The sequence below is a fragment of the Streptomyces sp. NPDC006872 genome (assembly GCF_040635845.1).
Classification (GTDB): domain Bacteria; phylum Actinomycetota; class Actinomycetes; order Streptomycetales; family Streptomycetaceae; genus Streptomyces.
Window position 1 is genome coordinate 467,282 of record NZ_JBEYIL010000005.1, and the last position, 20,278, is coordinate 487,559.

The window sequence follows — 20,278 nt, forward strand, 5'->3', positions numbered from 1 at the left end:
ACACGCATCCTCGTGGCCACCGCGGTCCCCGCCGAGCGGGACGCGGTGGCACGGGCGTGGCCGCAGGAACCGGTGACGGAAACCCGGCTGCCGGGTGTGACGCTGCACCGCGCCGGGGAGACCTGCGATCTGCTCGCCGCGGGAGTCGGCCCGGCCCTGGCCGCCGCCTCCGTGTCCGCCGCCCTGACGGCCGCCGCGCTGGCGGGCGCCCCCTACGACCTCGTCGTCTCGGCGGGCATCGCGGGCGGCTTCGCGCCCGACGCCCCCGTCGGCTCCCTGGTCGTGGCCGACGAGATCACCGCCGCCGACCTGGGCGCCGAGACCGCCGACGGCTTCCTGCCCGTCACCGAACTGGGCTTCGGCGCCGTCACCCATCGTCCACCCGAGTCCCTCGTACGGGAGTCCGCGGCCGCTGCCGGGGCCCGCGCCGGGGTCGTCCTGACCGTCTCCACGGTCACCGGCACCGCCGCCCGGGCCGCCGCCCTGCGCGAGCGGCATCCGCGCGCCCTGGCCGAGGCGATGGAGGGCTTCGGGGTCGCCGAGGCGGCCGCCGCGCACGGGGTGCCCGTGCTGGAGATCCGCGCGGTCTCCAACCCCGTCGGCCCGCGCGACCGCGCCGCCTGGCGCATCGGCGAGGCGCTGACGGCCCTGACGACCGGCTTCGGGAAGCTCACGCCCGTCCTCACGAGTTGGAACCCACATGGCCCACATGACCCGCATGAGCGCTGAGACCGTGCAGATCGCGTACTCCCCCTGCCCGAACGACACCTTCGTCTTCGACGCCCTCGCCCATGGCCGCGTACCGGACGCGCCCGCGCTGGAGGTGACCTTCGCGGACATCGACATCACCAACGGCATGGCCCAGCGAGGCGAGTCCGACGCGCTGAAGGTGTCGTACGCCGTGCTGCCGTACGTCCTCGACGAGTACGCGCTGCTGCCGTGCGGGGGCGCGCTGGGCCGGGGCTGCGGCCCGCTGGTGCTCACCCGGGAGGCCGGGCTCGACCTGACCGGCCGCACGGTCGCCGTGCCGAGCGAGACGTCGACGGCGTACCTGCTGTTCCGCCTCTGGGCGGCGGACACCCTCCCCGGCGGGTTCGGCGAGATCGTCGTCCTGCCGTTCCACGAGATCATGCCGGCCGTGCGGGACGGCAAGGTCGACGCGGGGCTGGTCATCCACGAGGCCCGCTTCACCTACGGCGACTACGGGCTGCACAAGCTCGCGGACATGGGCGAGCACTGGGAGTCCACGACCGGCCTGCCGATCCCGCTGGGCGCGATCATCGCGAAGCGCTCGCTGGGCACGGAGTCCCTGACCCGGCTCGCCGACTCGATCCGCGCCTCGGTGCGCGCCGCCTGGGACGACCCCGAGGCGTCCCGCCCGTATGTGATGGCGCACGCCCAGGAAATGGACCCGGCCGTCGCCGACCAGCACATCGGCCTGTACGTCAACGAGTTCACGGCCGACCTGGGCGAGGACGGCTATGCGGCGGTACGCGGACTGCTGACACGCGCGGCGGCCGAGGGACTGTTGCCGCCCCTCGGCCCCGGCGCACTCGATTTCCCGTAGGAGTTTCCGGCTCAGACGTCCAACTGGTCGGCGACCGCGCGCAGTAGACCGGCGATCTTCTTGCCGGAGTTCTTCTCCGGGTAGCGGCCCTTCTCGAGCATCGGCGTGATGTTCTCGAGGAGGGTGGTCAGATCCTGGACGATGGAGGCCAGTTCGTCGGGCTTCTTGCGCTGTGCGGCGGCGACCGACGGGGTCGGGTCCAGAATGACGACGGAGAGCGCCTGGTCACCGCGCTGTCCGGCGACGACGCCGAACTCCACTCGCTGGCCCGGCTTCAGTGCCTCGACTCCGGCAGGGAGGACCGAGGAATGTACGAAGACGTCACCGCCGTCGTCGCGGGAGAGAAAGCCGAAGCCCTTCTCGCTGTTGAACCACTTGACCTTGCCGGTAGGCACGTCTGTCCTCGTCCTCGTACTCGTCGGAAAACTGCTTCGGATACTTCGGATGCTTCAAAAACAGCACTGGAACGGCTGTTGACAGCACTTGGGCGGGTCGTCCATGACCCGCCGGTACCAAGGCTAATGGTCTTCGGGCCGGTGACAAGACGTCCCCCGGTTGTTCCTCAGGGCTGGGAACTACCCTGGTCCGGTGCGTGACAAAACCCAAACGAATTCCGCCGCTCCCGGTGACCGACTGATCCGTGCCGGTGCCATCGTCTTCTTCGTCGGCGCCGTGGCCACACTCGTCACGGTCGCCCCGCTGTTTTTCGGCACGACGCCTTTTCCGACGTACATGTTCGGACTGAGCATGCTCATGGGCGTCGGGTTCCTGATCGCGGGCGCGGGCGTCCTGCGTTCGATCGCCGCCGGCCGACGTCGGGCGAGGGGTGCCGCGGGCTAGCCGGCGGGGTGCTTCGCGAGGTGGCCGGAGAGCCAGGCGGGGAATTCGGTGAGGTCGGTGAGCACGACATCCGCACCTTCCGTCCGCAGTTCCTCCGCGTCGCACGGCCCGGTCGGCACGGTGACCGACAGCGCCCCGGCGGCGCGGGCGCCGCGGACGTCCCCCACATGGTCGCCGACGTAGACGCTCGCGGCGTGCTCGCGCAGGGCCTGCGCCTTCTGCTCGGCCCACAGGTCGCCGATGACCTCGTCGGCACCGAGGCGCACATGCTCCACCTGCAGCTTCGCGTTGGGCTGGTGCTTGGCGGTGACGACGATGGCCCGCCCGCCGACCGCCTGCACGGCCGCGATCGCCTCCCGGGCGCCGGGCAGCGCGGTCGCGCCGGTGACGCCGTGCTCCGGGTACAGCGAGCGGTAGAGGTCGGCTATGGCCGCGACCTGATCGGCCGGATACCAGTACGCCAGTTCGGTCTCCGGCGGCGGACCGAGCCGGGTGACGACCGCATCGACGTCGATGTACGTCCCGGTCCGTTCGGCGAGCGCGAGATAGGTGGCGCGGATGCCGGGCCGGGAGTCGATCAGGGTCATGTCGAGGTCGAAGCCGACGGTGAGCACAGGTGACGTCATGCACCCATTCTGCCCACCGCCGATCCGGTGATCCCGCCGCCTGTCACCGCCGTCGGCCGGCTGTCGCCGCTGTCGCCGTAGTCGCCGCTGTCGCCGCTGTCGCCGCTGTCGCCGTTGTCCGCTGCTATCGCTGCTTCTGCGAGCGCCAGACCAGGAACAGGGCCGACGCCACGGCCGCGCCCCGGAGCACCCACGGCCAGGTCTGGAGGACCGCGTCGTTCATCTGTCCCTCGGCGATGGGGTCGCCCCAGCGTCCGTCGGAGCGCCCCCACAGCCAGCCGAGCCCGGCCGTGAGCGAGAGCCCCGGCAGCCACATGACCGCCAGCTTCGTCTCCCGCTCGGTCAGCCGACGCGAGGCGTAGGCGATGAGCCACCCCAGGATCAGCCCGTACCAGTTCCCGAACACCGCGCCGAAGACGAGACAGCCGGCGGCGAGCAGGAGCAGAGGGTTGCTCCAACGCCGCCCTTCGCCTCCGGACTCCCCCGAGCCCCGCAGCAACCGGAGCCGACGGCGCGGGCGGCCTGCTTCCTCGTCGCCCGCGTCCTCGCCCCCGGCGACGACCGAGTCCGCGTCCTCCTCGTCCCCCGCTTCCTCTTCGTCCTCCTCGGGCCTTCTGCGCGGCGGAGGCTTGAGGAGGTCGGGGATCTCCACGCCGCCGACGAACCCGTGCACGTCCTCGCCGGGACCGAACGGGATCGGCTCGTGCAGCCACCAGTCGGGCGACTCCCGGGAGTCGCCCAGCTCGTGCGCGGGGGCGCGGTGCGGCGGGGACGCCGCGTCGGAGGGGGCGGCGGCCGGCGGTGTGTCGGAGCGGGGCCGCGGCACGACCCGCCGGATCCCCTTCGGCCGCGGCGGCGCCTCCGCACGGTCCCGCTGGACGGGCACGGAGGGCGCCGGCGCCTCCGGGGCGCCGGGGCCCCGCTCGGCCGCGGCGGCGACGATGTCGTCCGGGCTGCCGAGACGGTCGATGATGCGGCGGACGGCCGCGGGAGAGTCGACGGCCGCCTTCGCCCGACGCCGGTCGATCTCGTTGCGCAGCTCGGAGACGAGCCGCATCCGCGTGGCCGAGGACAACTGCCGCTGCTGCGCGACATCCCCGACACGGCTCAGATACTCGTAGACGACTTGGTCGCTCTCGATCCCCACGGGAAGACGCTATCGCTTCTTCACTTGTCGGCACCGGGCAGGACAATTCAGCCCGTCCGGCGTCGCCTTCAAGGACCGGTCAGGACAACTCAGCCCGTCCGGCGATTGAGGACAAGGTCCCTTCAGGGCCGAAGCGGGGGTCTGGGGGCGCAGCCCCCGGGGACGGCAACCGATACCGTGGGCAAGATGAGCACCGAGGACCACCAGGCCCCCCGGTCCCTCGCGGAAGCGCTCCGCGCCCGGGACGACGCTTCCCTGGCCGCGCTGCTGCGCGCCCGCCCCGACCTCATCACCCCGGTCCCCACCGACCTCACCCAGCTCGCCACCCGCGCCGGCACCCGCGCCTCCGTGGTCCGCGCGCTGGAGCGGCTCGACCGGTTCGCGCTGCAGACCGCGGAGGCGCTGGCCGTGGCCGGGGAACCGGCGACGTACAACGAGCTGCTCGGCCTGATGGCGGGCGACGCGCGCGAGCCGGCCGTCGTCGAGGCGCTCCCCGGCGCGCTGGCGGCGCTGCGCGAACAGGCGCTGGTGTGGGGGGCGGACGACCGTCTCCGGCTCGTCCGCACCGCCCGCGAACTGCTCGCGCCGTCGCCGCAGCATCCGTCCCCGACCGGGCTCGGGCCGAGCGTGCGGGAGGCGACGGCGGGCATGTCGCCGGGCCGGATCCAGGAGATCGTGGCGACGGCCGGGCTGCCGTCCACGCACGACTCGGTGTCCGCCGTCGGTGCGCTCACCTCCCTCTTCACCCACCGCAAGAAGATGGCCGCCCTGCTCTCCGGGGCGTCCGCCGACTCGCTCGACGTCCTGGACCGGCTGGTGTGGGGGCCGCCGTACGGGCAGGTCACGGCCGAGCCGGCGGCGCGGCTGCGCTGGCTGCTCGACCGCGGGCTGCTGCTGCCGACGGCGCCCGGGACGGTCGCGCTCCCCCGCGAGGTCGCCCTGCATCTGCGCGGCGGCCTCGCCCACCGCACGCCGGAACCCCTGCCGCCGGGCGTCGAGCCGCTCGCCGTGCATCGTCCACAGGTTGTGGACGCGACGGCGGCCGGGCAGGCGTACACCGCGCTGACGACCGTCGAGGAGCTGCTGAAGGACTGGCACGAGGGCGGCCCGGCCGTCCTGCGGGCCGGCGGGCTGAGCGTTCGCGACCTCAAGCGGACGGCCGTGGCGCTGGACGTGTCCGAGCCGCTGGCCGCGTTCTGGATCGAGCTGGCGTACGCGGCCGGGCTGCTCGCCTCCGACGGGGAGGCCGACGAGCGGTACGCGGCGACCCCGGAGTACGACGAGTGGCTGGAGCGGCCGCCCGCCGAGCGGTGGGCGCAGCTCGCGCAGGCCTGGCTGGCGGCGACCCGGACGTCCGGGGTGGTCGGCGGCCGGGACCTGAAGGAGCGGGCGCTGTCGACGCTGGGCCCGGGCCTGGACCGGTCCGCCGCGCCCGAGGTGCGGCACCGGGTGCTGACACTGCTGGCCGGGCTGCCCGAGGGCGCCGCGCCGGACGCGGAGGCGGTGCTGAGCCGACTGCGCTGGGAGCGCCCGCTGCGCGGAACGCAGAACGACGGCGATCTGCGCACCCGGCTCGCCCGCTGGGCCCTGACGGAGGCCGAGCTGCTGGGCGTGACCGGCCGAGGCGCGCTGTCGGCACAGGGCCGGGCGCTCCTGGGCGCGCCCCCGGCGCCGGCTCCGGCCACGGCCGGAGCCGCTCCCAGCGGTCCCGGCGACAAGCTGCCCACGCACCATCACCACCGCTCCCACGGCACGACCACCGCGGCGGCGCTCTCGCCGCCCGAGCAGGCCGTGGCCACGGCGGCGGCCGCCCGCATCCTCGCTCCTCTCCTCCCGGAGCCGCTGGACCACGTCCTGCTCCAGGCGGACCTGACCGCGGTCGCCCCCGGCCCGCTGCGGCGACCGCTCGCCGATGTGCTGAGCGTGCTCGCGGACGTCGAGTCCAAGGGCGGCGCGACCGTCTACCGCTTCACGCCCGGCTCGGTCCGGCGGGCCCTGGACGTCGGCCGCAGCGCCTCCGACCTGCATGCGTTCCTCGCCGAGCACTCGCGGACGCCGGTGCCGCAGCCGCTGACGTATCTGATCGACGACGTGGCGCGACGCCACGGTCATCTGCGGGTGGGCGCGGCCTCGGCCTACGTCCGCTGCGACGACGACGCCCTGCTGAACGAGATCCTCGCCGACAAGCGGGCCGTCGTCCTGCGGCTGCGCCGCCTGGCCCCCACGGTGCTCGCGGCCCAGGCCGACCCGGCGACGCTTCTCGAGGGCCTGCGCCAGATGGGCTTCGCGCCGGCCGCCGAGTCCGCCGAGGGCGACGTCCTGATCACCCGGGCCGACGCCCATCGCACCCCGCCCCGCACGGCCCCCGCGCCGGTGCCGGACGGCCCGCCGATGCCCGACGGAACCCTTCTCACGGCGGCGATCCGCGCGATCCGGGCCGGCGACCTGGCCGCCACGACGCCCCGCAAACCGACCGAGGACGCGGCCCCGCTCGCCACGGGCGAACTCCCCCGGACCAGCTCCGCCGAGACCCTCGCCACCATGCAGGCCGCGGTCCTCACCGGCGAGGCCCTGTGGATCGGCTACGTCAACGCGGAGGGCGCCGCCAGCCAGCGGGTCATCGCCCCGGTCCGGGTGGAGGGCGGCTTCGTGACGGCGTACGACCACACGGCGGACGAGGTCCGCACGTACCCGCTGCACCGGATCACGGGAGTGGCGGAGCTGGCGGACGACTGACCGCCGGCATGGGCGGTCAGCACTCCCCGACGGAGGCGTCCGCGGCCAGCCCGAAGTGGGCGCGGGCCTGTGTCTCCACTTCGGCGGACGACATCGGACTGCCGAGCGAGGGCCGGACGAGGACGCCGAAGAGCGCCTCCGTCCACCGCGCGTACCCGGCCCCGTCGGGCGGCTCCTCCCGGGAGACGACCCGGTAGCCCCCCTCGGCCGCCGCGTCCCGCTCCAGCCGCACCACCTGCGGATACTGCCCGGCGCTGCACTCCACCAGGCTGTCCTCCTGGACCCCGTACTCGACGCACAGCGTGTTGACGCCGGCCCGCACCTGGCCCTCGCGCTCCTCCAGTTCGAGCGCCTCCGCATGGCAGAACCAGCGGGCGTCGAGGGCGGGCAGGGTCTCGCCGTAGCCGCTGCCCGCCGCCTCCGCGGCGATCCGGGCCTCGATCACCGGCCGCACCTCGGCCCACAGCCGCGCGTCGACCTCCCCGGGCCACATCACCCAGGTCCCCGTGGCCGCCAGCACCGCGGCGGCCCCGACCCCGACCGCCCCTCGACGGAACGACAGCACAGCCATACCGAACCCCCCACCGCGCCGCGCCCACCGCGCTGCTCGCCCGGTCAGACACCCTAAAGACGCGCAGGGTTGCGCGAGACGTTGCCCACGTCGGCCGTGAAGCACCGGACCCCCGTTTCGGGACGCCGTACGGCACACTGGAGGTTTGGCCGTGCGGAAGGGATGGCGCGTACGTGAACGGTCCACTCATCGTCCAATCTGACAAGACCCTGCTCCTGGAGGTCGACCACGAGCAGGCCGACGACTGCCGTCGGGCCATCGCGCCGTTCGCCGAGCTGGAGCGGGCGCCGGAGCACATCCACACCTACCGGCTGACCCCGCTGGGTCTGTGGAACGCACGGGCCGCCGGGCACGACGCCGAGCAGGTGGTGGACGCGCTGGTGCAGTACAGCCGCTACCCCGTGCCGCACGCGCTGCTCGTGGACATCGCCGAGACGATGGACCGGTACGGCCGGCTGACGCTCAGCAAGCATCCGGCGCACGGACTGGTGCTCACCACCACCGACCGGCCGGTGCTGGAGGAGATCCTGCGGTCGAAGCGGGTCGCTCCGCTGGTCGGCAACCGGATCGACCCCGACACCGTGGTCGTGCACCCCTCCGAGCGCGGGCAGATCAAGCAGACGCTGCTGAAGCTGGGCTGGCCGGCCGAGGACCTCGCGGGGTACGTCGACGGCGAGGCCCACGAGATCGAGCTGGACGAGAACGGCTGGGCGCTCAGGCCCTACCAGAAGCAGGCCGTGGAGAACTTCTGGCACGGCGGCAGCGGTGTCGTCGTGCTGCCCTGTGGGGCCGGGAAGACGCTGGTCGGCGCCGGGGCCATGGCTCAGGCGAAGTCCACGACGCTGATCCTCGTCACGAACACCGTCTCCGCCCGGCAGTGGAAGCACGAGCTGGTGAAGCGGACCTCGCTGACCGAGGAGGAGATCGGCGAGTACAGCGGGACGCGGAAGGAGATCCGGCCCGTCACCATCGCCACCTACCAGGTGCTGACGACCCGGCGGAAGGGCGTCTACCCGCACCTCGAACTGTTCGACTCCCGGGACTGGGGGCTGATCCTCTACGACGAGGTGCACCTGCTCCCGGCGCCCGTCTTCAAGTTCACCGCCGACCTCCAGGCCCGGCGACGGCTCGGACTGACCGCGACCCTCGTGCGCGAGGACGGCCGTGAGTCGGACGTCTTCTCCCTCATCGGCCCCAAGCGGTTCGACGCGCCCTGGAAGGAGATCGAGGCGCAGGGCTATATCGCGCCCGCCGACTGCGTCGAGGTGCGCGTCAACCTCACCGACTCCGAGCGGCTCGCCTACGCCACCGCCGAGGCCGAGGAGAAGTACCGCTTCTGTGCGACGACCGCGACGAAGCGGAAGGTGACCGAGGCGATCGTGCGGCGGTTCGCCGGGCAGCAGATCCTCGTCATCGGGCAGTACATCGACCAGCTCGACGAGCTCGGCGAGCATCTCGACGCCCCCGTCATCAAGGGCGAGACCTCCAACGCCCAGCGCGAGAAGCTCTTCGACGCCTTCCGGGAGGGCGAGATCAGCGTGCTGGTCGTGTCGAAGGTCGCGAACTTCTCGATCGACCTGCCGGAGGCGACCGTCGCCATCCAGGTCTCCGGCACCTTCGGGTCACGGCAGGAGGAGGCACAGCGGCTCGGGCGGGTGCTGCGCCCCAAGTCGGACGGCCACCAGGCCCACTTCTACTCCGTGGTCGCCCGGGACACCATCGACCAGGACTTCGCGGCGCACCGCCAGCGCTTCCTGGCGGAGCAGGGCTACGCGTACCGGATCATGGACGCGGACGAGCTGCTGGCCGACGAGACCTGAGTCGACCCGGGTCACCTGCGGCGCACGCCCGCTTCCTCCGCGTACTCGCCGAGAAGTATGACGTCGAAGGCGGCGCGGGCGAACACCTTCAGCGCGCGCAGGGCGTCGCCGACGCGGTGCTGGTGACGGTGGGTGTGGGTGCCGGTCAGCGGGGTGGCGCCGGCCGGGCCGGGGGCTGGGCTGATGGTCGCTGCACTCATGTCTCCATGATGGAGGCCGAGGCATAAAGCGGGCATCGGTCTCAGGTCCCCCGTTAGCGTGCTACTTGAGTACCCCCGGAGGGTGGAGCCGCCCCCTACGGAGGACGGAGCATCCCCTACGGGACGGAGCGTCCGTCCCCTAAAACCATTGGCACCCGCCTCCCCCGTTCACCTAGAATCTCCGCTCTTGCCCGCCTCCCTTCGCGGAGTGCCGCCGTCCGGACGGAAACCGGACGGCACCACCGCAGCAGCACCGCAGCACCCCCCGTACCGGCCCGGAGGCACCCCCTTGTCCGCGACGTCCACGCCGTCCACGCCGCCCATGCCCGTCGACGACGACCCCCTCGCCCGCGAGCGCGCCCATCTCACCTCCTCCCGCGCCGCCCTGCGCGCCATGCGTGAGGACGTCGAGGCGCTCGACATCAGCGACGTCACCGCGAACTGGGTCAACGCCCAGATCCTGGAGCGCCAGATCGGGGAGCGCATCAAGGCGCTCGCCGACCTCAGCCACACCCCGCTCTTCTTCGGCCGCCTCGACTACCTGCACGCCCCCGGCGCCGACCGGGCGGAGGGGGCCGAGGGGGAGCGCTTCTACATCGGACGTCGGCATGTGCACGACGGCGGCGGCGATCCGATGGTCATCGACTGGCGTGCGCCGGTCTCGCAGCCGTTCTACCGGGCCTCCAAGAAGGACCCGATGGACGTCGGGCTGCGTCGCCGCTTCGGCTACACCGGCGGCGACCTCACCGCGTACGAGGACGAGCACCTCTCCGACCCGGCCGATCCGTCGGGGGTCGCCGGCACCAGCAAGCTGCTCCAGCAGGAGATCGAGCGGCCGCGCGTCGGTCCGATGCGCGACATCGTCGCGACGATCCAGCCCGAGCAGGACGAGATCGTGCGCAGCGGGCTGGGCGGGACGGTCTGCGTCCAGGGCGGGCCGGGGACCGGGAAGACGGCCGTCGGTCTGCACCGGGTGGCGTATCTGCTGTACGCCCACCGCGAGCGGCTCGCCCGCACGGGCACGCTGGTCATCGGGCCGAACCGGTCCTTCCTGCACTACATCGAGCAAGTGCTGCCCGCACTGGGTGAGCTGACGGTCCGCCAGGGCACGGTCGACGACCTGGTGGCCCATGTGGAGGTCCGGGGCGCGGACGACGCGGCGGCGGCGATCGTCAAGGGCGACGCGAGGATGGCGGAGGTGCTGCGGCGCGCCGTCTACGCACAGGTGAGCATGCCGAGCGAGCCGATCGTCGTGGTGCGCGGCTCCCGGCGCTGGCGGGTTCCGGCGTATGAACTGGAGCACATGGTCCGGGAGTTGCTCGACCGGGACATCCGCTACGGCGCCGCCCGCGAGGCCCTGCCGCAGCGCATCGCGCACGCCGTGCTGGTGCAGATGGAGCGCTCGGGCGAGGCCCCGGACGACCGGGTGCAGGACGCCGTCGCCCGCAACAGCGCGGTGAAGGCGGCGGTGAAGGCCGTGTGGCCGGTCGTCGACCCGGCGAAGCTGGTGCTGCGGCTGCTCACCGACCCGGAGTTCCTCGCCACGCACGCGGAGGGCGTGCTCGGCGAGGACGAGCAGAAGACGATCCTGTGGCAGAAGCCGGTGCGCTCGGTGAAGGCGGCCAGGTGGTCGGCGGCGGACGCGGTGCTGATCGACGAGGCGACCGATCTCGTCGAGCGCACGCACTCGCTCGGCCATGTGGTCCTGGACGAGGCGCAGGACCTGTCCCCCATGCAGTACCGGGCGGTCGGCCGCCGCTGCACGACGGGCTCGGCGACCGTGCTGGGCGACCTCGCGCAGGGCACCACCCCGTGGGCGACCCGGAGCTGGCAGGAGGCCCTCGTCCACCTCGGCAAGGCGGACGCGGTGGTCGAGGAGCTGACGGCCGGTTTCCGCGTCCCGACGGACGTCATCGCCTACGCCTCCCGGCTGCTCCCGGACATCGCCCCGGGCCTCACGCCCGTCGCGTCGGTCCGTGAGAACCCCGGCTTCTTCGACGTCCGGCCGGTCTCCGGGGACGGCGAGGTCCTCGCGGCCTGCGAGGAGCTGCTGCGCAACGAGGGCTCGACGGGCCTGATCGCGGCGGACGCCCGGATCCCGGCCCTGGCCGAAGCCCTGACGGCCGCGGGGATCGGCCATCTGGCCCCCGGCGAGGAGACGACGGCCGAGACCCGCCTCACCCTGGTCCCGGCGTCCCTCGCCAAGGGCCTGGAGTACGACTACGTCGTCCTGGACGAACCCCAGGCCGTGGTCGACGGCGAACCGGACGAGCGGACGGGCCTGCGCCGTCTGTACGTGGCACTGACCCGAGCCGTGTCGGGCCTGGTCGTGACCCACACGGCCCCACTGCCGCCCCAGCTCGGCTGACGCGGCCCGCCCGGGGGCCCAGGACCCGTCCTAGAGCGCCTGGTCGGCGGGGATCCCGTCGACCGTCCGCCGCCACCGCGCCACCGTCTGCGCCGAGACCGGCGCGGTCCAGCCCCCCGGGCGGGCCGCGCCGCCGATGTGGAAGGCGTCGACGCCGGCGGAGCGCAGGAGCGGTACGTGGTCGAGGCGCAGGCCTCCGCCGACGAGGAGCTGCTGCTCGTAGCCCTGCTCGCCGTGCCGGGCCGCCTCCGCGAGGAGGGTGGGGAGGCCGGCGTCGACGCCGTCCGGGGAGCCGGCCGTGAGGTAGGTGTCCAGTCCGGGCAGGCCGTCCAGCTGCTTGCGCAGGGCGTCGCGGTCGCCGACGTGGTCCAGGGCGCGGTGGAAGGTCCAGCGGCAGCCGTCCAGCTCGGCGACGACCCGCTCCACCGCGGCCAGGTCGACCCCGCCCTCGGCGTCGAGGAACCCGAGCACGAACTCGTCCGCGCCGGCCGCCCGCAGCCCGTCGGCGACGCGCACGAGGCTCTCGACGTCCCCCGCCGCGAAGCCGTCGGTGAGTCTCAGCATGACGCGCAGGGAGAGGTCGACGGCGGACCGGATCCCGGTGAAGGCCGCGATCGGCGGGGTGAGCCCGTCGGCGGCCATGTCGGTGACCAGTTCGAGGCGGTCGGCGCCTCCGGCCTGGGCGGCGACCGCGTCCTCGACGTCGAGGGCGATCACCTCCAGCACTGCACGCTTGCTCATGGGACCCCATTCGTAGGCGGTGAGCACCACCGGTGAGCACCGACGGTGAGCACCGTCGGGCGACGGCTACAGGTCTACAGGTCTAGTCCAATTTAAGAATACGCGCCACGGGGCGACAATGAGGCCATGGCCGATCTCGACGCCCTGCGCACCCGTTTCAGCCACGCCCTGGAGAGAGCCCGGCCCTCCGTCGGCGGCCCCGACCCGGCGCCGTACGCCGACGATCTCCTCGCCCGCTGGCAGGAGCCGCAGCGCCGCTACCACACGCTCACGCACCTCACCGAGGTCCTCGACCGGATCGACGTCCTCCAGGCGCACGCCGCCGACCCGGACGTCGTCCGGCTGGCCGCCTGGTTCCACGACGCCGTCTACCTGCCCGACCGCTCCGAGAACGAGGAGCGCTCGGCCCGGCTCGTCGAGCGCGCCCTGCCCGAGGCCGGGGTGGCGCCGGCGAAGACCGCCGAGGTGGCGCGGCTCGTCCGGCTCACCGTGACCCACGACCCGGCCGACGACGACCCCGACGGCCAGGTCCTGTGCGACGCCGACCTCGCGATCCTCGCCGCGCCGCCCTCCGCGTACGCCGTCTACACCCTCGCCGTCCGCGAGGAGTACCACTTCGTCCCCAACGAGGCCTTCCGCGCCGGCCGGGCCGACGTCCTGCGCCAACTCCTCGACCTGCCCCGTCTGTTCAGGACCCCGTACGGCGCCGAGCGGTGGGAGGAGACGGCCCGCCACAACCTGCGGGGCGAGCTGGAGCTGCTCACCTCATGACGACCACCGCCCGGAGCGGCATCCCCGCCGACCGCCTGACCCTCGAAGCCGTCAGCCCCAGCGCCGCCGCCGGACTGCGCGCGGGCGGCGGCGGAGGCTTCGTCTGGCTCGGGGGCGGGCCGTTCGAGGGGACGCGGGACGCCGCCGGGATGGTGACGAAGGCGTACGTGTCCGGCGTGCTCCGGCCCGAGTTCGGCCTCTACGTCCTCGTACGGCGCGAGGACGGCCGGGCCGTCGGCAGCATGGGCTTCCACGCGGCCCCGGACGACGACGGCCGTACGGAGATCGGCTACGACCTGGTCGAAGCCGCCCGCGGCCACGGCTACGCCACCGAGGCGCTGCGCGCACTGGCCGACTGGGCGCTGGCGCGGGACGACGTACAGCGCCTGTTCGCGGTCGTCGAACACGCCAACGCCCCCTCACAGGCCGTGCTGGAACGGGCCGGGTTCGTCAGGGTCGGCGAGGGGGACGGGGAGTACGCGTACGAGCTGCGGGCCCCACGCCTCAGCTGACCTGGCCGCTCCAGCCGGCCTGGTCGCCCTTGCGTCTGCGCAGGCCGGACGCCGTCAGCAGCCGCACCACCTCGCGGCTGCTCACCTCGACCGCGCCGCCCGCCACCACCTCGGCGTAGCGATGCGACGGGATGTCGTAGTGATCGCGTTCGAAGGCGCGGCGCGGGACGCCCAGCCCGTCGGCGAAGGCGTGCAGCTCGGCGTACGAGACGTCGCTGACGAGGTGGGACCACATCCGGCCGTGCCCCGGCCAGTCCGGCGGGTCGATGTAGACCGTCACGACGAGACCGTTCCCCCGGTCGCCGATCCCAGCGTCCCCACCGCGGCGACCTTCACGCCCGCCTGGTGGCACACCCAGTGCGGGTCCGGTCCCAGCTCGGGCTCGACGTCGAGGGCGTGCGGGTCGCCGGAGCCGCAGACCGGGCACAACGGCCAGCGCCCGTACCGCTCCAGCAGCGCGTCCTGCACGTCCTGCGCCACCAGCCCGGCCACGTACGCCACGCCCTCCGGCCACTGCTCGACCCACCAGCGCCGCTGCGCGACGGAGTCCTCCACCAGGGACACCACGTCCGCCGCGGCGACCTGGCCGGCGGCCAGATCGGCGAGCACGAGGGCGCGCGCGGCGTGCAACGCCTGCTCCAGGGGGCTCACGGGTTCCATGCACCCATTGTGCGCACTCTTGACCGCCGTCCTGACCAAAAATATCTTTCGTCCCGTGACCCAGGACGCGAAGGAAACCTTCAGCCTCCCCACTCCTGCCACTCCCGCCGCGCCTGCCACTCCCGCCACTCCCGCCGCCCTCGCCGCCAAGGTCCGCACGCTCGCGCCCACCGCGACCCGCTCCATGCAGCGTGTCGCCGAGACCGTCGCGGGCGACCCCGCGGGCTGCGCCGCCCTCACCGTCACCGGCCTCGCGATACGCACCGGCACCAGCGAGGCGACCGTCGTGCGCACCGCCCGCCTCCTCGGCTACACCGGCTACCGCGACCTGCGCCTCGCCCTCGCCGGGCTCGCGGCCCAGCAGCAGTCCGGCCGGTCGCCCGCCCTCACCACCGACATCGCCGTCGACGACTCCCTCGCGGACGTCGTCGCCAAACTCGCCCACGACGAGCAGCAGACCCTCGCCGACACCGCCGCCGCCCTCGACACCGGCCAGCTCGAAGCGGCGGTCACCGCGGCGGCGGGCGCGCGGCGCATCGACGTGTACGGGGTCGGGGCGTCCGGGCTGGTCGCCCAGGACCTCACCCAGAAGCTGCTGCGGATAGGGCGCATCGCACACGCCCACAGCGACACCCACCTCGCGGTCACCACCGCGGTGCAGCTCGCCTCCGGCGATCTCGCCGTCGCCATCACCCACTCGGGGTCGACCCGGGACGTCGTCGAGCCCCTGCGGGTGGCGTTCGAGCGGGGGGCGACGACCGTTGCCATCACCGGGCGGCCGCAGAGCGCGGTCACGCAGTATGCGGATCATGTGCTGACCACGTCCACCGCGCGGGAGAGTGAGCTGCGGCCTGCGGCGATGTCCTCCCGGACGAGTCAGTTGCTGGTGGTCGACTGTCTGTTCGTGGGGGTGGCTCAGCGGACCTATTCGACGGCCGCGCCCGCGTTGGCGGCGAGTTACGAGGCGTTGGCCCACCGGCACCGGTAGAGGTAGTCGCACCGGACCCTCTTGGAAAGAGCACCCCCGATGAACTCCCCTGACCTTCGCGCCCAGCTGGACTCCCTGCCCACCGAAGCGTTTCGGGCCGAGTTCGCCGAGATCGATCGGCTTCCCACCCTCGAGCTCGCCCGGCTGATGAACGGGGAGGACTCCGGGGTCCCCGCCGCCGTGGCCGCGCAGCTCCCCCGCATCGCCGCCGCCGTCGACGCCGTGGCCGAGCGGATGGCGCGCGGCGGACGGCTGGTCTATGCCGGGGCCGGTACCGCCGGGCGGCTCGGGGTGCTCGACGCCTCCGAGTGTCCGCCGACCTTCAACACCGCGCCCGATCAGGTCGTCGGGCTCATCGCGGGCGGCCCGGAGGCCATGGTCACGTCCGTCGAGGGCGCCGAGGATTCCCGGGAACTGGCCGAGACGGACCTCGCCGCCCTCTCCCTCACCCCCGCCGACACCGTGATCGGGGTCTCCGCCTCCGGCCGCACCCCGTACGCCGTCGCCGCGGTGGAGTACGCCCGCTCCCGGGGTGCGCTGACCGTCGGGCTGGCCTGCAACCCGGGCAGTGCGCTGGCCGCGGCCGCCGAGCACGGGATCGAGGTGGTCGTGGGTCCCGAGCTGCTCACCGGCTCCACCCGACTGAAGGCCGGCACGGCGCAGAAGCTTGTGCTGAACATGGTCTCGACGATCACGATGATCCGGCTGGGCAAGACGTACGGGAACCTGATGGTCGACGTCCGGGCCTCGAACGAGAAGCTGCGCGTGCGTTCCCGGCGGATCGTCGCCCTGGCGACGGGCGCGGCGGACGACGAGATCGAGGCCGCCCTCGCGGCCGCCGACGGCGAGGTGAAGAACGCGATCCTCGTCCTGCTGGCCGGGGTGGACGGGCCGACGGCCGCCCGCCTTCTGGAGGAGTCCGGGGGACATCTGCGCGCCGCGCTCGCCGCGGCGAGCCGTTGAGCCGCACGCTCGGAGGGTGCGTATCGACTCCTCCTCCACGGCCGCCGCGATCCTGCCCCTGGTGGGCGGCCCCGCGAACGTCACGTCCGTCGCCCACTGCATGACCCGGCTGCGGCTGGGCCTCGCCGATCCGTCCCGGGCGGACGAGGAGGCGCTGCGGGCGGTGCCCGGGGTGCTGGGGGTCGTCGTGGCCGACGACGCCTACCAGGTCGTCCTCGGACCGGGCGTGGTGACGAGGGTGACCGCCGAGTTCGAGAAACTGACGGCCGTCGACGAACCGGCCTCCCGCGGCGCCGAGCTGAAGGCGGCGCAGCGCCGGCGCAACGCGACCCCGCTGAAGAGCGCCCTGCGCCGTCTCGCCGCCGTCTTCGTCCCGCTCATCCCGGCGCTGATCGGCTGCGGGATCCTCGCCGGTCTGGGCGGGCTTCTCGTCAACGCCGGTTGGCTGCCGGGGCTGACCCCCGCCCTGGCCGCCGTCGCCTCCGCCTTCATGGCGCTGATCACCGTGTTCGTCGGCTACAACACGGCGAAGGAGTTCGGCGGCACCCCGATCCTGGGCGGCGCGGTCGCGGCGATCGTCGTCTACCCGGGCGTCGCGAAGGTGACCGCGTTCGGGGTGACGCTCGCCCCCGGCCAGGGCGGGGTCCTCGGCGCGCTGGCGGCCGCCCTGCTGGCGACCTGCGTGGAACGGTGGTGCCGCGGCCGGGTCCCGGAGACCCTGGACGTCCTCCTCACCCCCGCCCTGACCGTCCTCGTCGCCGGCCTCGGCACGCTGTACGGCCTGATGTACGCGGCCGGCGCGGTCTCCTCGGCCATCGGCACGGCGGCGAACTGGCTGCTCGCGACGACCGGCCCGGTCGCGGGTCTCGTGCTCGGCGGCCTCTTCCTGCCCCTGGTGATGCTCGGCCTCCACCAGGCCCTCATCCCCATCCACACCACCCTCATCGAGCAGCAGGGCCACACGGCCCTCCTGCCCATCCTGGCGATGGCCGGCGCGGGCCAGGTCGGCGCGGCGGTCGCGGTGTACGTCCGACTGCGCCACGACACGTCCGAGCACGCGTACACCTCCCTGCGGACGACGATCAGGTCGGCGCTCCCCGCCGGACTGCTGGGCGTCGGCGAACCCCTGATCTACGGGGTGTCGCTCCCCCTGGGCCGGCCCTTCCTCACGGCCTGCGCGGGCGGCGCGGCGGGCGGGGCCTTCGTCGGGTTCTTCGCGATGCTCGGCGACCAGGTGGGCGCGACGGCGATCGGCCCGTCCGGCTGGGCGCTGTTCCCGCTGCTGGCCGGGAACCGGGGGCTGGGCGCGACGGCGGCGATCTACGCGGGCGGACTCCTGACGGGCTACGCGGTCGGCTTCGCGGCGACATACGCGTTCGGCGGGGTGAGAGCGGCTGCCGCGGCTGCCCACAGCTCCTGAGCAGCCCCGGCGGGAGGGATCGGCGCGGACGGCGGGGAAAGCTGCTGCCCCCACCGCCCACGCCTTGACGCCGCTCATGCCTGCGGCCGCTACTTCCCGTGGTTCCCGTGGTTCCCGTGGTTCCCGTGGTTCCCGTGGGCCTTGCGGCCCGAGACCTTCGCGATCCAGGCGATGAAGTCGCCCGGGTCCTGGTCAGCGCCGTGGCCGCCGTCCCAGTAGTAGGACGTGTTCACGTCGTCGCCGAGGTTGCCCAGGCGGGTGGCGAGGTTGGCGACCACCGACAGGGAGGTGTCGCTGTCCTTGGTGCCGACGCGGATCCACCAGTGCTTCGCGCGGTGCGGGTTGACCTTGTCGACAAGGTGGAACATCGGGTTCATCAGGTGGAGCTTGGCCGGGATGTCCGCGTCGAGGCGTGCGCTGTCGCCGGATTCGTGGCGCAGGCTGTACTGCGTGAAGTGACGGGCCCTGGTGACGCCGGCGCCGAAGAGGTTGCACTCGGGCGTGGCCAGGTCGAAGCCGTCGAAGGAGGGCGCGTTCTTCTTCCTCGGGCCGACGTGGGTGAGGAAGTCCGCCCAGGTGAAGGTCGCCCGGCCGGCGGACCAGGTGATGAAGGGGTGCGCCGCGAGGTAGGCGTCGCGGGCGGTGTCCGTGAGGGCCGCCAGGTACTTGGCGGCCGAGGGCTGGATGAAGGTCTCCAGGATGTACGTGTCCAGGTTGCGCACGGTGAGGGCGCCGTAGCCCCTGGCCCGCAGCCCGAGGGACGCGAGGTAGTGCGTGTACTGGGCCTCGAGGTCGGCGGACACGGTCGCGTCGACCGTCGCGCCCGAGGCCAGGGAGTTGGCGCCCCAGTTCCACTCGTAGGCGGCGTCGGAGTGCTCCAGGTCGGCTATGGGGCACCAGTCGCCGCTGGCGAAGATCGCGTCGGAGGCGTCGGCCGCGCCGATCTCCGCCAGGTAGGGGTCGTAGAGCGGGCTGTCGCCGGAGGCGCCGAGGAGCGCGGAGAGGGCGCCGCCTGCGCTGACCCCGGACGACACGATCCGGTCGGTGTCGCCCGGCACCCGGCCCTTGTTGAACTTCAGGTACCGCACCGCGGCCTTGAGGTCGACGATCGCAGCGGGCGCGGTGCCGTAGTAGACGCCGTTCGCGTCCACGAGGCTACGACCGCGTGCGCCGGGCTCCACGACGACGTATCCGGCGGCGAGCGCGAGCCGCTGGCGGCTGAGGGTGCCGGCGGGGCCCATCGCGCCGCCGATGCCGGTGGCGTTCGCGACGGAGGACGGCATGTAGCCGCCGACCTGGTTGGCGAAGAGGATGGGCGCGTCCGTCGCGTCGACCGCGGTGCCGTCGACGGACACCGGGACGCTGACGTTCAGGGACTGGTACGCCCTGTCCACGGGGGCGGCCACATAGCCGGCGACCTTGTAGAAGCGGTAGGTCACGCTGTGGGCGACGCCGACGGTGTCCGTGACGCTGATCGTCTGCTCGGTGTAGGCGGCGGGATCGAAGACCAGGGAGGAGTCGGTGGCGGCCCTGGCGACTCCGGGGAACCCGACTCCCGGCACGGCCGCCGCCGCGGCGGTGAGCCCCATGCCCCGGACCACAGTCCTACGCGTCACTCTCGTCACTCGCTTCACTCGGCTTCACTTCCGTCTCTTCTGTAGGCAGCTCTCACCCCCAATCGTCATCGAAATTGTCAACAATGCTAGCCCGTGGCCACAACTTGGCCGAGAGCCGCCCCTGCCCCCGCCGCCCCTACCCTGGATGCCATGAACCACGCCCAGCTCACCGCGCTCGGCCGTGCCCTCCGTGTTCTCGGCGAGCACGGCGACGCGCTCACCGGCGACACCCCGGACGCCAAGCTGCACGAGGTCAAGGCCGATCTGCGGCGCGCCCTGGAGCTGCTGGACGAGAGCGTCGTCGGCGCCGCGCCCACCACCCGCTGCGCCGAGCATCCGTACGGTCCGGTCGACGAGGCGGCCGCCGACCTGTGCCTGCTGTGCGAGACCCGCCGCCGGTCGGCCCGGCGCGCCGAGTTCAACGGCCCGGCCCCGCAGGCGCCGTACACCGCCCCCACCCCCTCCGTCTCCCGCTACGGCACCCGCGCCGACCGCCCACAGCCTCAGCAGCGCTGGCTGGCGGAGCTGTGGAACGGCCAGGAGTGGCACCTCTGCGGAACGCCCAGGAGGGACCGGCGCGAGGCCGAGCAGTACATCAACGCCCTGCGCCGCGGCTCCCGCCCCGCGATGGCCTACCGGCTCGTGCACGAGTTCACCGACTACGAGGTGCTGCGGATCTGGGGCACCCCGGTGAAGGTCGACATCGAGCCGCTCGGCAACCTGTAGCGCCCG

General features: G+C 73.3%; 20 protein-coding genes and 1 pseudogene. 12 read left to right on the plus strand and 9 right to left on the minus strand.

Features of this window, described 5'->3' with window-relative positions:
* Nucleotides 1–6: 6 nt before the first annotated feature.
* Together ABZ725_RS17920 and ABZ725_RS17925 are read left to right on the plus strand one after the other, a co-directional pair.
* On the plus strand, nucleotides 7–729 hold the full coding sequence (locus tag ABZ725_RS17920) for a futalosine hydrolase (protein ID WP_358803759.1): 723 nt from the start codon (nucleotides 7–9) through the stop codon (nucleotides 727–729).
* Nucleotides 719–1,567 (plus strand): 1,4-dihydroxy-6-naphthoate synthase, encoded by an 849-nt coding sequence (locus ABZ725_RS17925; protein WP_358803591.1) that lies wholly within the window; start codon nucleotides 719–721, stop codon nucleotides 1,565–1,567. Before ABZ725_RS17920 ends, ABZ725_RS17925 begins: the two co-directional genes overlap by 11 nt.
* 11 nt (nucleotides 1,568–1,578) lie before the next feature.
* Here ABZ725_RS17925 and ABZ725_RS17930 read toward each other — a convergent pair whose 3' ends face one another.
* Nucleotides 1,579–1,962, minus strand: coding sequence for a cold-shock protein (locus tag ABZ725_RS17930; RefSeq protein WP_358803592.1), 384 nt, complete (start codon nucleotides 1,960–1,962; stop codon nucleotides 1,579–1,581).
* 193 nt (nucleotides 1,963–2,155) lie between these two features.
* Between ABZ725_RS17930 and ABZ725_RS17935 the strand changes: the two genes are divergently transcribed.
* Nucleotides 2,156–2,407 carry a hypothetical protein gene (locus tag ABZ725_RS17935; protein ID WP_358803593.1) on the plus strand — a complete coding sequence of 84 codons (252 nt, stop codon included), beginning with the start codon at nucleotides 2,156–2,158 and terminating at the stop codon, nucleotides 2,405–2,407.
* Here ABZ725_RS17935 and ABZ725_RS17940 read toward each other — a convergent pair.
* Together ABZ725_RS17940 and ABZ725_RS17945 are read right to left on the minus strand one after the other, a co-directional pair.
* On the minus strand, nucleotides 2,404–3,033 hold the full coding sequence (locus ABZ725_RS17940) for a haloacid dehalogenase-like hydrolase (RefSeq protein ID WP_358803594.1): 630 nt from the start codon (nucleotides 3,031–3,033) through the stop codon (nucleotides 2,404–2,406). The two genes, ABZ725_RS17935 and ABZ725_RS17940, sit on opposite strands and share 4 nt — an antisense overlap.
* A 124-nt stretch (nucleotides 3,034–3,157) precedes the next feature.
* Complete coding sequence (locus tag ABZ725_RS17945; protein WP_358803595.1) at nucleotides 3,158–4,180, minus strand: hypothetical protein; 1,023 nt, start codon at nucleotides 4,178–4,180, stop codon at nucleotides 3,158–3,160.
* A 186-nt stretch (nucleotides 4,181–4,366) separates the two neighbouring features.
* On the opposite strand from ABZ725_RS17945, the gene ABZ725_RS17950 reads away from it, so the two are divergent.
* The gene (locus ABZ725_RS17950; RefSeq protein WP_358803596.1) at nucleotides 4,367–6,916 is read left to right on the plus strand and encodes a helicase C-terminal domain-containing protein; all 2,550 of its coding nucleotides are present in this window, start codon (nucleotides 4,367–4,369) and stop codon (nucleotides 6,914–6,916) included.
* 16 nt (nucleotides 6,917–6,932) lie between these two features.
* Here the strand turns inward: ABZ725_RS17950 and ABZ725_RS17955 are convergent, their stop codons facing one another.
* Nucleotides 6,933–7,487, minus strand: coding sequence for a hypothetical protein (locus ABZ725_RS17955; protein WP_358803597.1), 555 nt, complete (start codon nucleotides 7,485–7,487; stop codon nucleotides 6,933–6,935).
* A 173-nt stretch (nucleotides 7,488–7,660) separates the two neighbouring features.
* On the opposite strand from ABZ725_RS17955, the gene ABZ725_RS17960 reads away from it, so the two are divergent.
* Nucleotides 7,661–9,307: a DNA repair helicase XPB gene (locus tag ABZ725_RS17960; RefSeq protein ID WP_358803598.1), complete on the plus strand. Its 1,647-nt coding sequence runs from the start codon at nucleotides 7,661–7,663 to the stop codon at nucleotides 9,305–9,307.
* 11 nt (nucleotides 9,308–9,318) lie between these two features.
* On the opposite strand, the gene ABZ725_RS17965 is transcribed toward ABZ725_RS17960, so the two are convergent.
* On the minus strand, nucleotides 9,319–9,507 hold the full coding sequence (locus ABZ725_RS17965) for a hypothetical protein (protein WP_351904512.1): 189 nt from the start codon (nucleotides 9,505–9,507) through the stop codon (nucleotides 9,319–9,321).
* A gap of 322 nt (nucleotides 9,508–9,829) precedes the next feature.
* Here ABZ725_RS17965 and ABZ725_RS17970 point away from each other — a divergent pair, with 322 nt between their 5' ends.
* Complete coding sequence (locus tag ABZ725_RS17970; protein ID WP_358803760.1) at nucleotides 9,830–11,875, plus strand: UvrD-helicase domain-containing protein; 2,046 nt, start codon at nucleotides 9,830–9,832, stop codon at nucleotides 11,873–11,875.
* A gap of 30 nt (nucleotides 11,876–11,905) precedes the next feature.
* Here ABZ725_RS17970 and ABZ725_RS17975 read toward each other — a convergent pair whose 3' ends face one another.
* Nucleotides 11,906–12,616: a copper homeostasis protein CutC gene (locus tag ABZ725_RS17975; RefSeq protein ID WP_358803599.1), complete on the minus strand. Its 711-nt coding sequence runs from the start codon at nucleotides 12,614–12,616 to the stop codon at nucleotides 11,906–11,908.
* A 126-nt stretch (nucleotides 12,617–12,742) separates the two neighbouring features.
* Between ABZ725_RS17975 and ABZ725_RS17980 the strand changes: the two genes are divergently transcribed.
* Entirely contained in the window at nucleotides 12,743–13,387 is a 645-nt protein-coding gene (locus ABZ725_RS17980; RefSeq protein WP_358803600.1) for a hypothetical protein, read from the plus strand.
* Nucleotides 13,388–13,407: 20 nt separating this feature from the next.
* Nucleotides 13,408–13,899, plus strand: a pseudogene (locus ABZ725_RS17985) (GNAT family N-acetyltransferase); the annotation flags it as partial.
* Here ABZ725_RS17985 and ABZ725_RS17990 read toward each other — a convergent pair.
* Both ABZ725_RS17990 and ABZ725_RS17995 read right to left on the minus strand, forming a co-directional pair.
* Nucleotides 13,892–14,179 (minus strand): DUF4031 domain-containing protein, encoded by a 288-nt coding sequence (locus ABZ725_RS17990; protein WP_358803601.1) that lies wholly within the window; start codon nucleotides 14,177–14,179, stop codon nucleotides 13,892–13,894. The pseudogene ABZ725_RS17985 and the gene ABZ725_RS17990 overlap by 8 nt on opposite strands.
* Nucleotides 14,176–14,559: a hypothetical protein gene (locus ABZ725_RS17995; protein ID WP_358803602.1), complete on the minus strand. Its 384-nt coding sequence runs from the start codon at nucleotides 14,557–14,559 to the stop codon at nucleotides 14,176–14,178. The genes ABZ725_RS17990 and ABZ725_RS17995 overlap by 4 nt, the downstream gene beginning before the upstream one ends.
* 55 nt (nucleotides 14,560–14,614) lie before the next feature.
* Between ABZ725_RS17995 and ABZ725_RS18000 the strand changes: the two genes are divergently transcribed.
* Genes ABZ725_RS18000 through ABZ725_RS18010 form a run of 3 tightly spaced genes read left to right on the plus strand, consistent with a single transcriptional unit; the run spans nucleotide 14,615 to nucleotide 17,930 of the window.
* The gene (locus tag ABZ725_RS18000; RefSeq protein ID WP_358803603.1) at nucleotides 14,615–15,547 is read left to right on the plus strand and encodes a MurR/RpiR family transcriptional regulator; all 933 of its coding nucleotides are present in this window, start codon (nucleotides 14,615–14,617) and stop codon (nucleotides 15,545–15,547) included.
* Nucleotides 15,548–15,586: 39 nt separating this feature from the next.
* On the plus strand, nucleotides 15,587–16,510 hold the full coding sequence (gene murQ, locus ABZ725_RS18005) for an N-acetylmuramic acid 6-phosphate etherase (protein ID WP_358803604.1): 924 nt from the start codon (nucleotides 15,587–15,589) through the stop codon (nucleotides 16,508–16,510).
* A 16-nt stretch (nucleotides 16,511–16,526) separates the two neighbouring features.
* Nucleotides 16,527–17,930: a PTS transporter subunit EIIC gene (locus ABZ725_RS18010; RefSeq protein WP_358803605.1), complete on the plus strand. Its 1,404-nt coding sequence runs from the start codon at nucleotides 16,527–16,529 to the stop codon at nucleotides 17,928–17,930.
* Between the two features lie 89 nt (nucleotides 17,931–18,019).
* Here the strand turns inward: ABZ725_RS18010 and ABZ725_RS18015 are convergent, their stop codons facing one another.
* Nucleotides 18,020–19,519 carry a subtype B tannase gene (locus ABZ725_RS18015; RefSeq protein ID WP_358803606.1) on the minus strand — a complete coding sequence of 500 codons (1,500 nt, stop codon included), beginning with the start codon at nucleotides 19,517–19,519 and terminating at the stop codon, nucleotides 18,020–18,022.
* Nucleotides 19,520–19,696: 177 nt separating this feature from the next.
* Here ABZ725_RS18015 and ABZ725_RS18020 point away from each other — a divergent pair, with 177 nt between their 5' ends.
* Nucleotides 19,697–20,272: a hypothetical protein gene (locus ABZ725_RS18020; RefSeq protein WP_351904488.1), complete on the plus strand. Its 576-nt coding sequence runs from the start codon at nucleotides 19,697–19,699 to the stop codon at nucleotides 20,270–20,272.
* Nucleotides 20,273–20,278 lie beyond the last annotated feature (6 nt).

Excerpts from the sequence above, each read along its gene's own strand:
- ABZ725_RS17925 (WP_358803591.1), top strand. The coding sequence starts at position 719 with ATGAGCGCTGAGACCGTGCAGATCGCGTACTCCCCCTGCCCGAACGAC.
- ABZ725_RS17940 (WP_358803594.1), bottom strand. The coding sequence starts at position 3,033 with ATGACGTCACCTGTGCTCACCGTCGGCTTCGACCTCGACATGACCCTG.
- ABZ725_RS17950 (WP_358803596.1), top strand. The coding sequence starts at position 4,367 with ATGAGCACCGAGGACCACCAGGCCCCCCGGTCCCTCGCGGAAGCGCTC.
- ABZ725_RS17955 (WP_358803597.1), bottom strand. The coding sequence starts at position 7,487 with ATGGCTGTGCTGTCGTTCCGTCGAGGGGCGGTCGGGGTCGGGGCCGCC.
- ABZ725_RS17965 (WP_351904512.1), bottom strand. The coding sequence starts at position 9,507 with ATGAGTGCAGCGACCATCAGCCCAGCCCCCGGCCCGGCCGGCGCCACC.
- ABZ725_RS17970 (WP_358803760.1), top strand. The coding sequence starts at position 9,830 with ATGCCCGTCGACGACGACCCCCTCGCCCGCGAGCGCGCCCATCTCACC.
- ABZ725_RS17975 (WP_358803599.1), bottom strand. The coding sequence starts at position 12,616 with ATGAGCAAGCGTGCAGTGCTGGAGGTGATCGCCCTCGACGTCGAGGAC.
- ABZ725_RS17980 (WP_358803600.1), top strand. The coding sequence starts at position 12,743 with ATGGCCGATCTCGACGCCCTGCGCACCCGTTTCAGCCACGCCCTGGAG.
- ABZ725_RS17995 (WP_358803602.1), bottom strand. The coding sequence starts at position 14,559 with ATGGAACCCGTGAGCCCCCTGGAGCAGGCGTTGCACGCCGCGCGCGCC.
- murQ (WP_358803604.1), top strand. The coding sequence starts at position 15,587 with ATGAACTCCCCTGACCTTCGCGCCCAGCTGGACTCCCTGCCCACCGAA.
- ABZ725_RS18015 (WP_358803606.1), bottom strand. The coding sequence starts at position 19,519 with ATGGGGCTCACCGCCGCGGCGGCGGCCGTGCCGGGAGTCGGGTTCCCC.
- ABZ725_RS18020 (WP_351904488.1), top strand. The coding sequence starts at position 19,697 with ATGAACCACGCCCAGCTCACCGCGCTCGGCCGTGCCCTCCGTGTTCTC.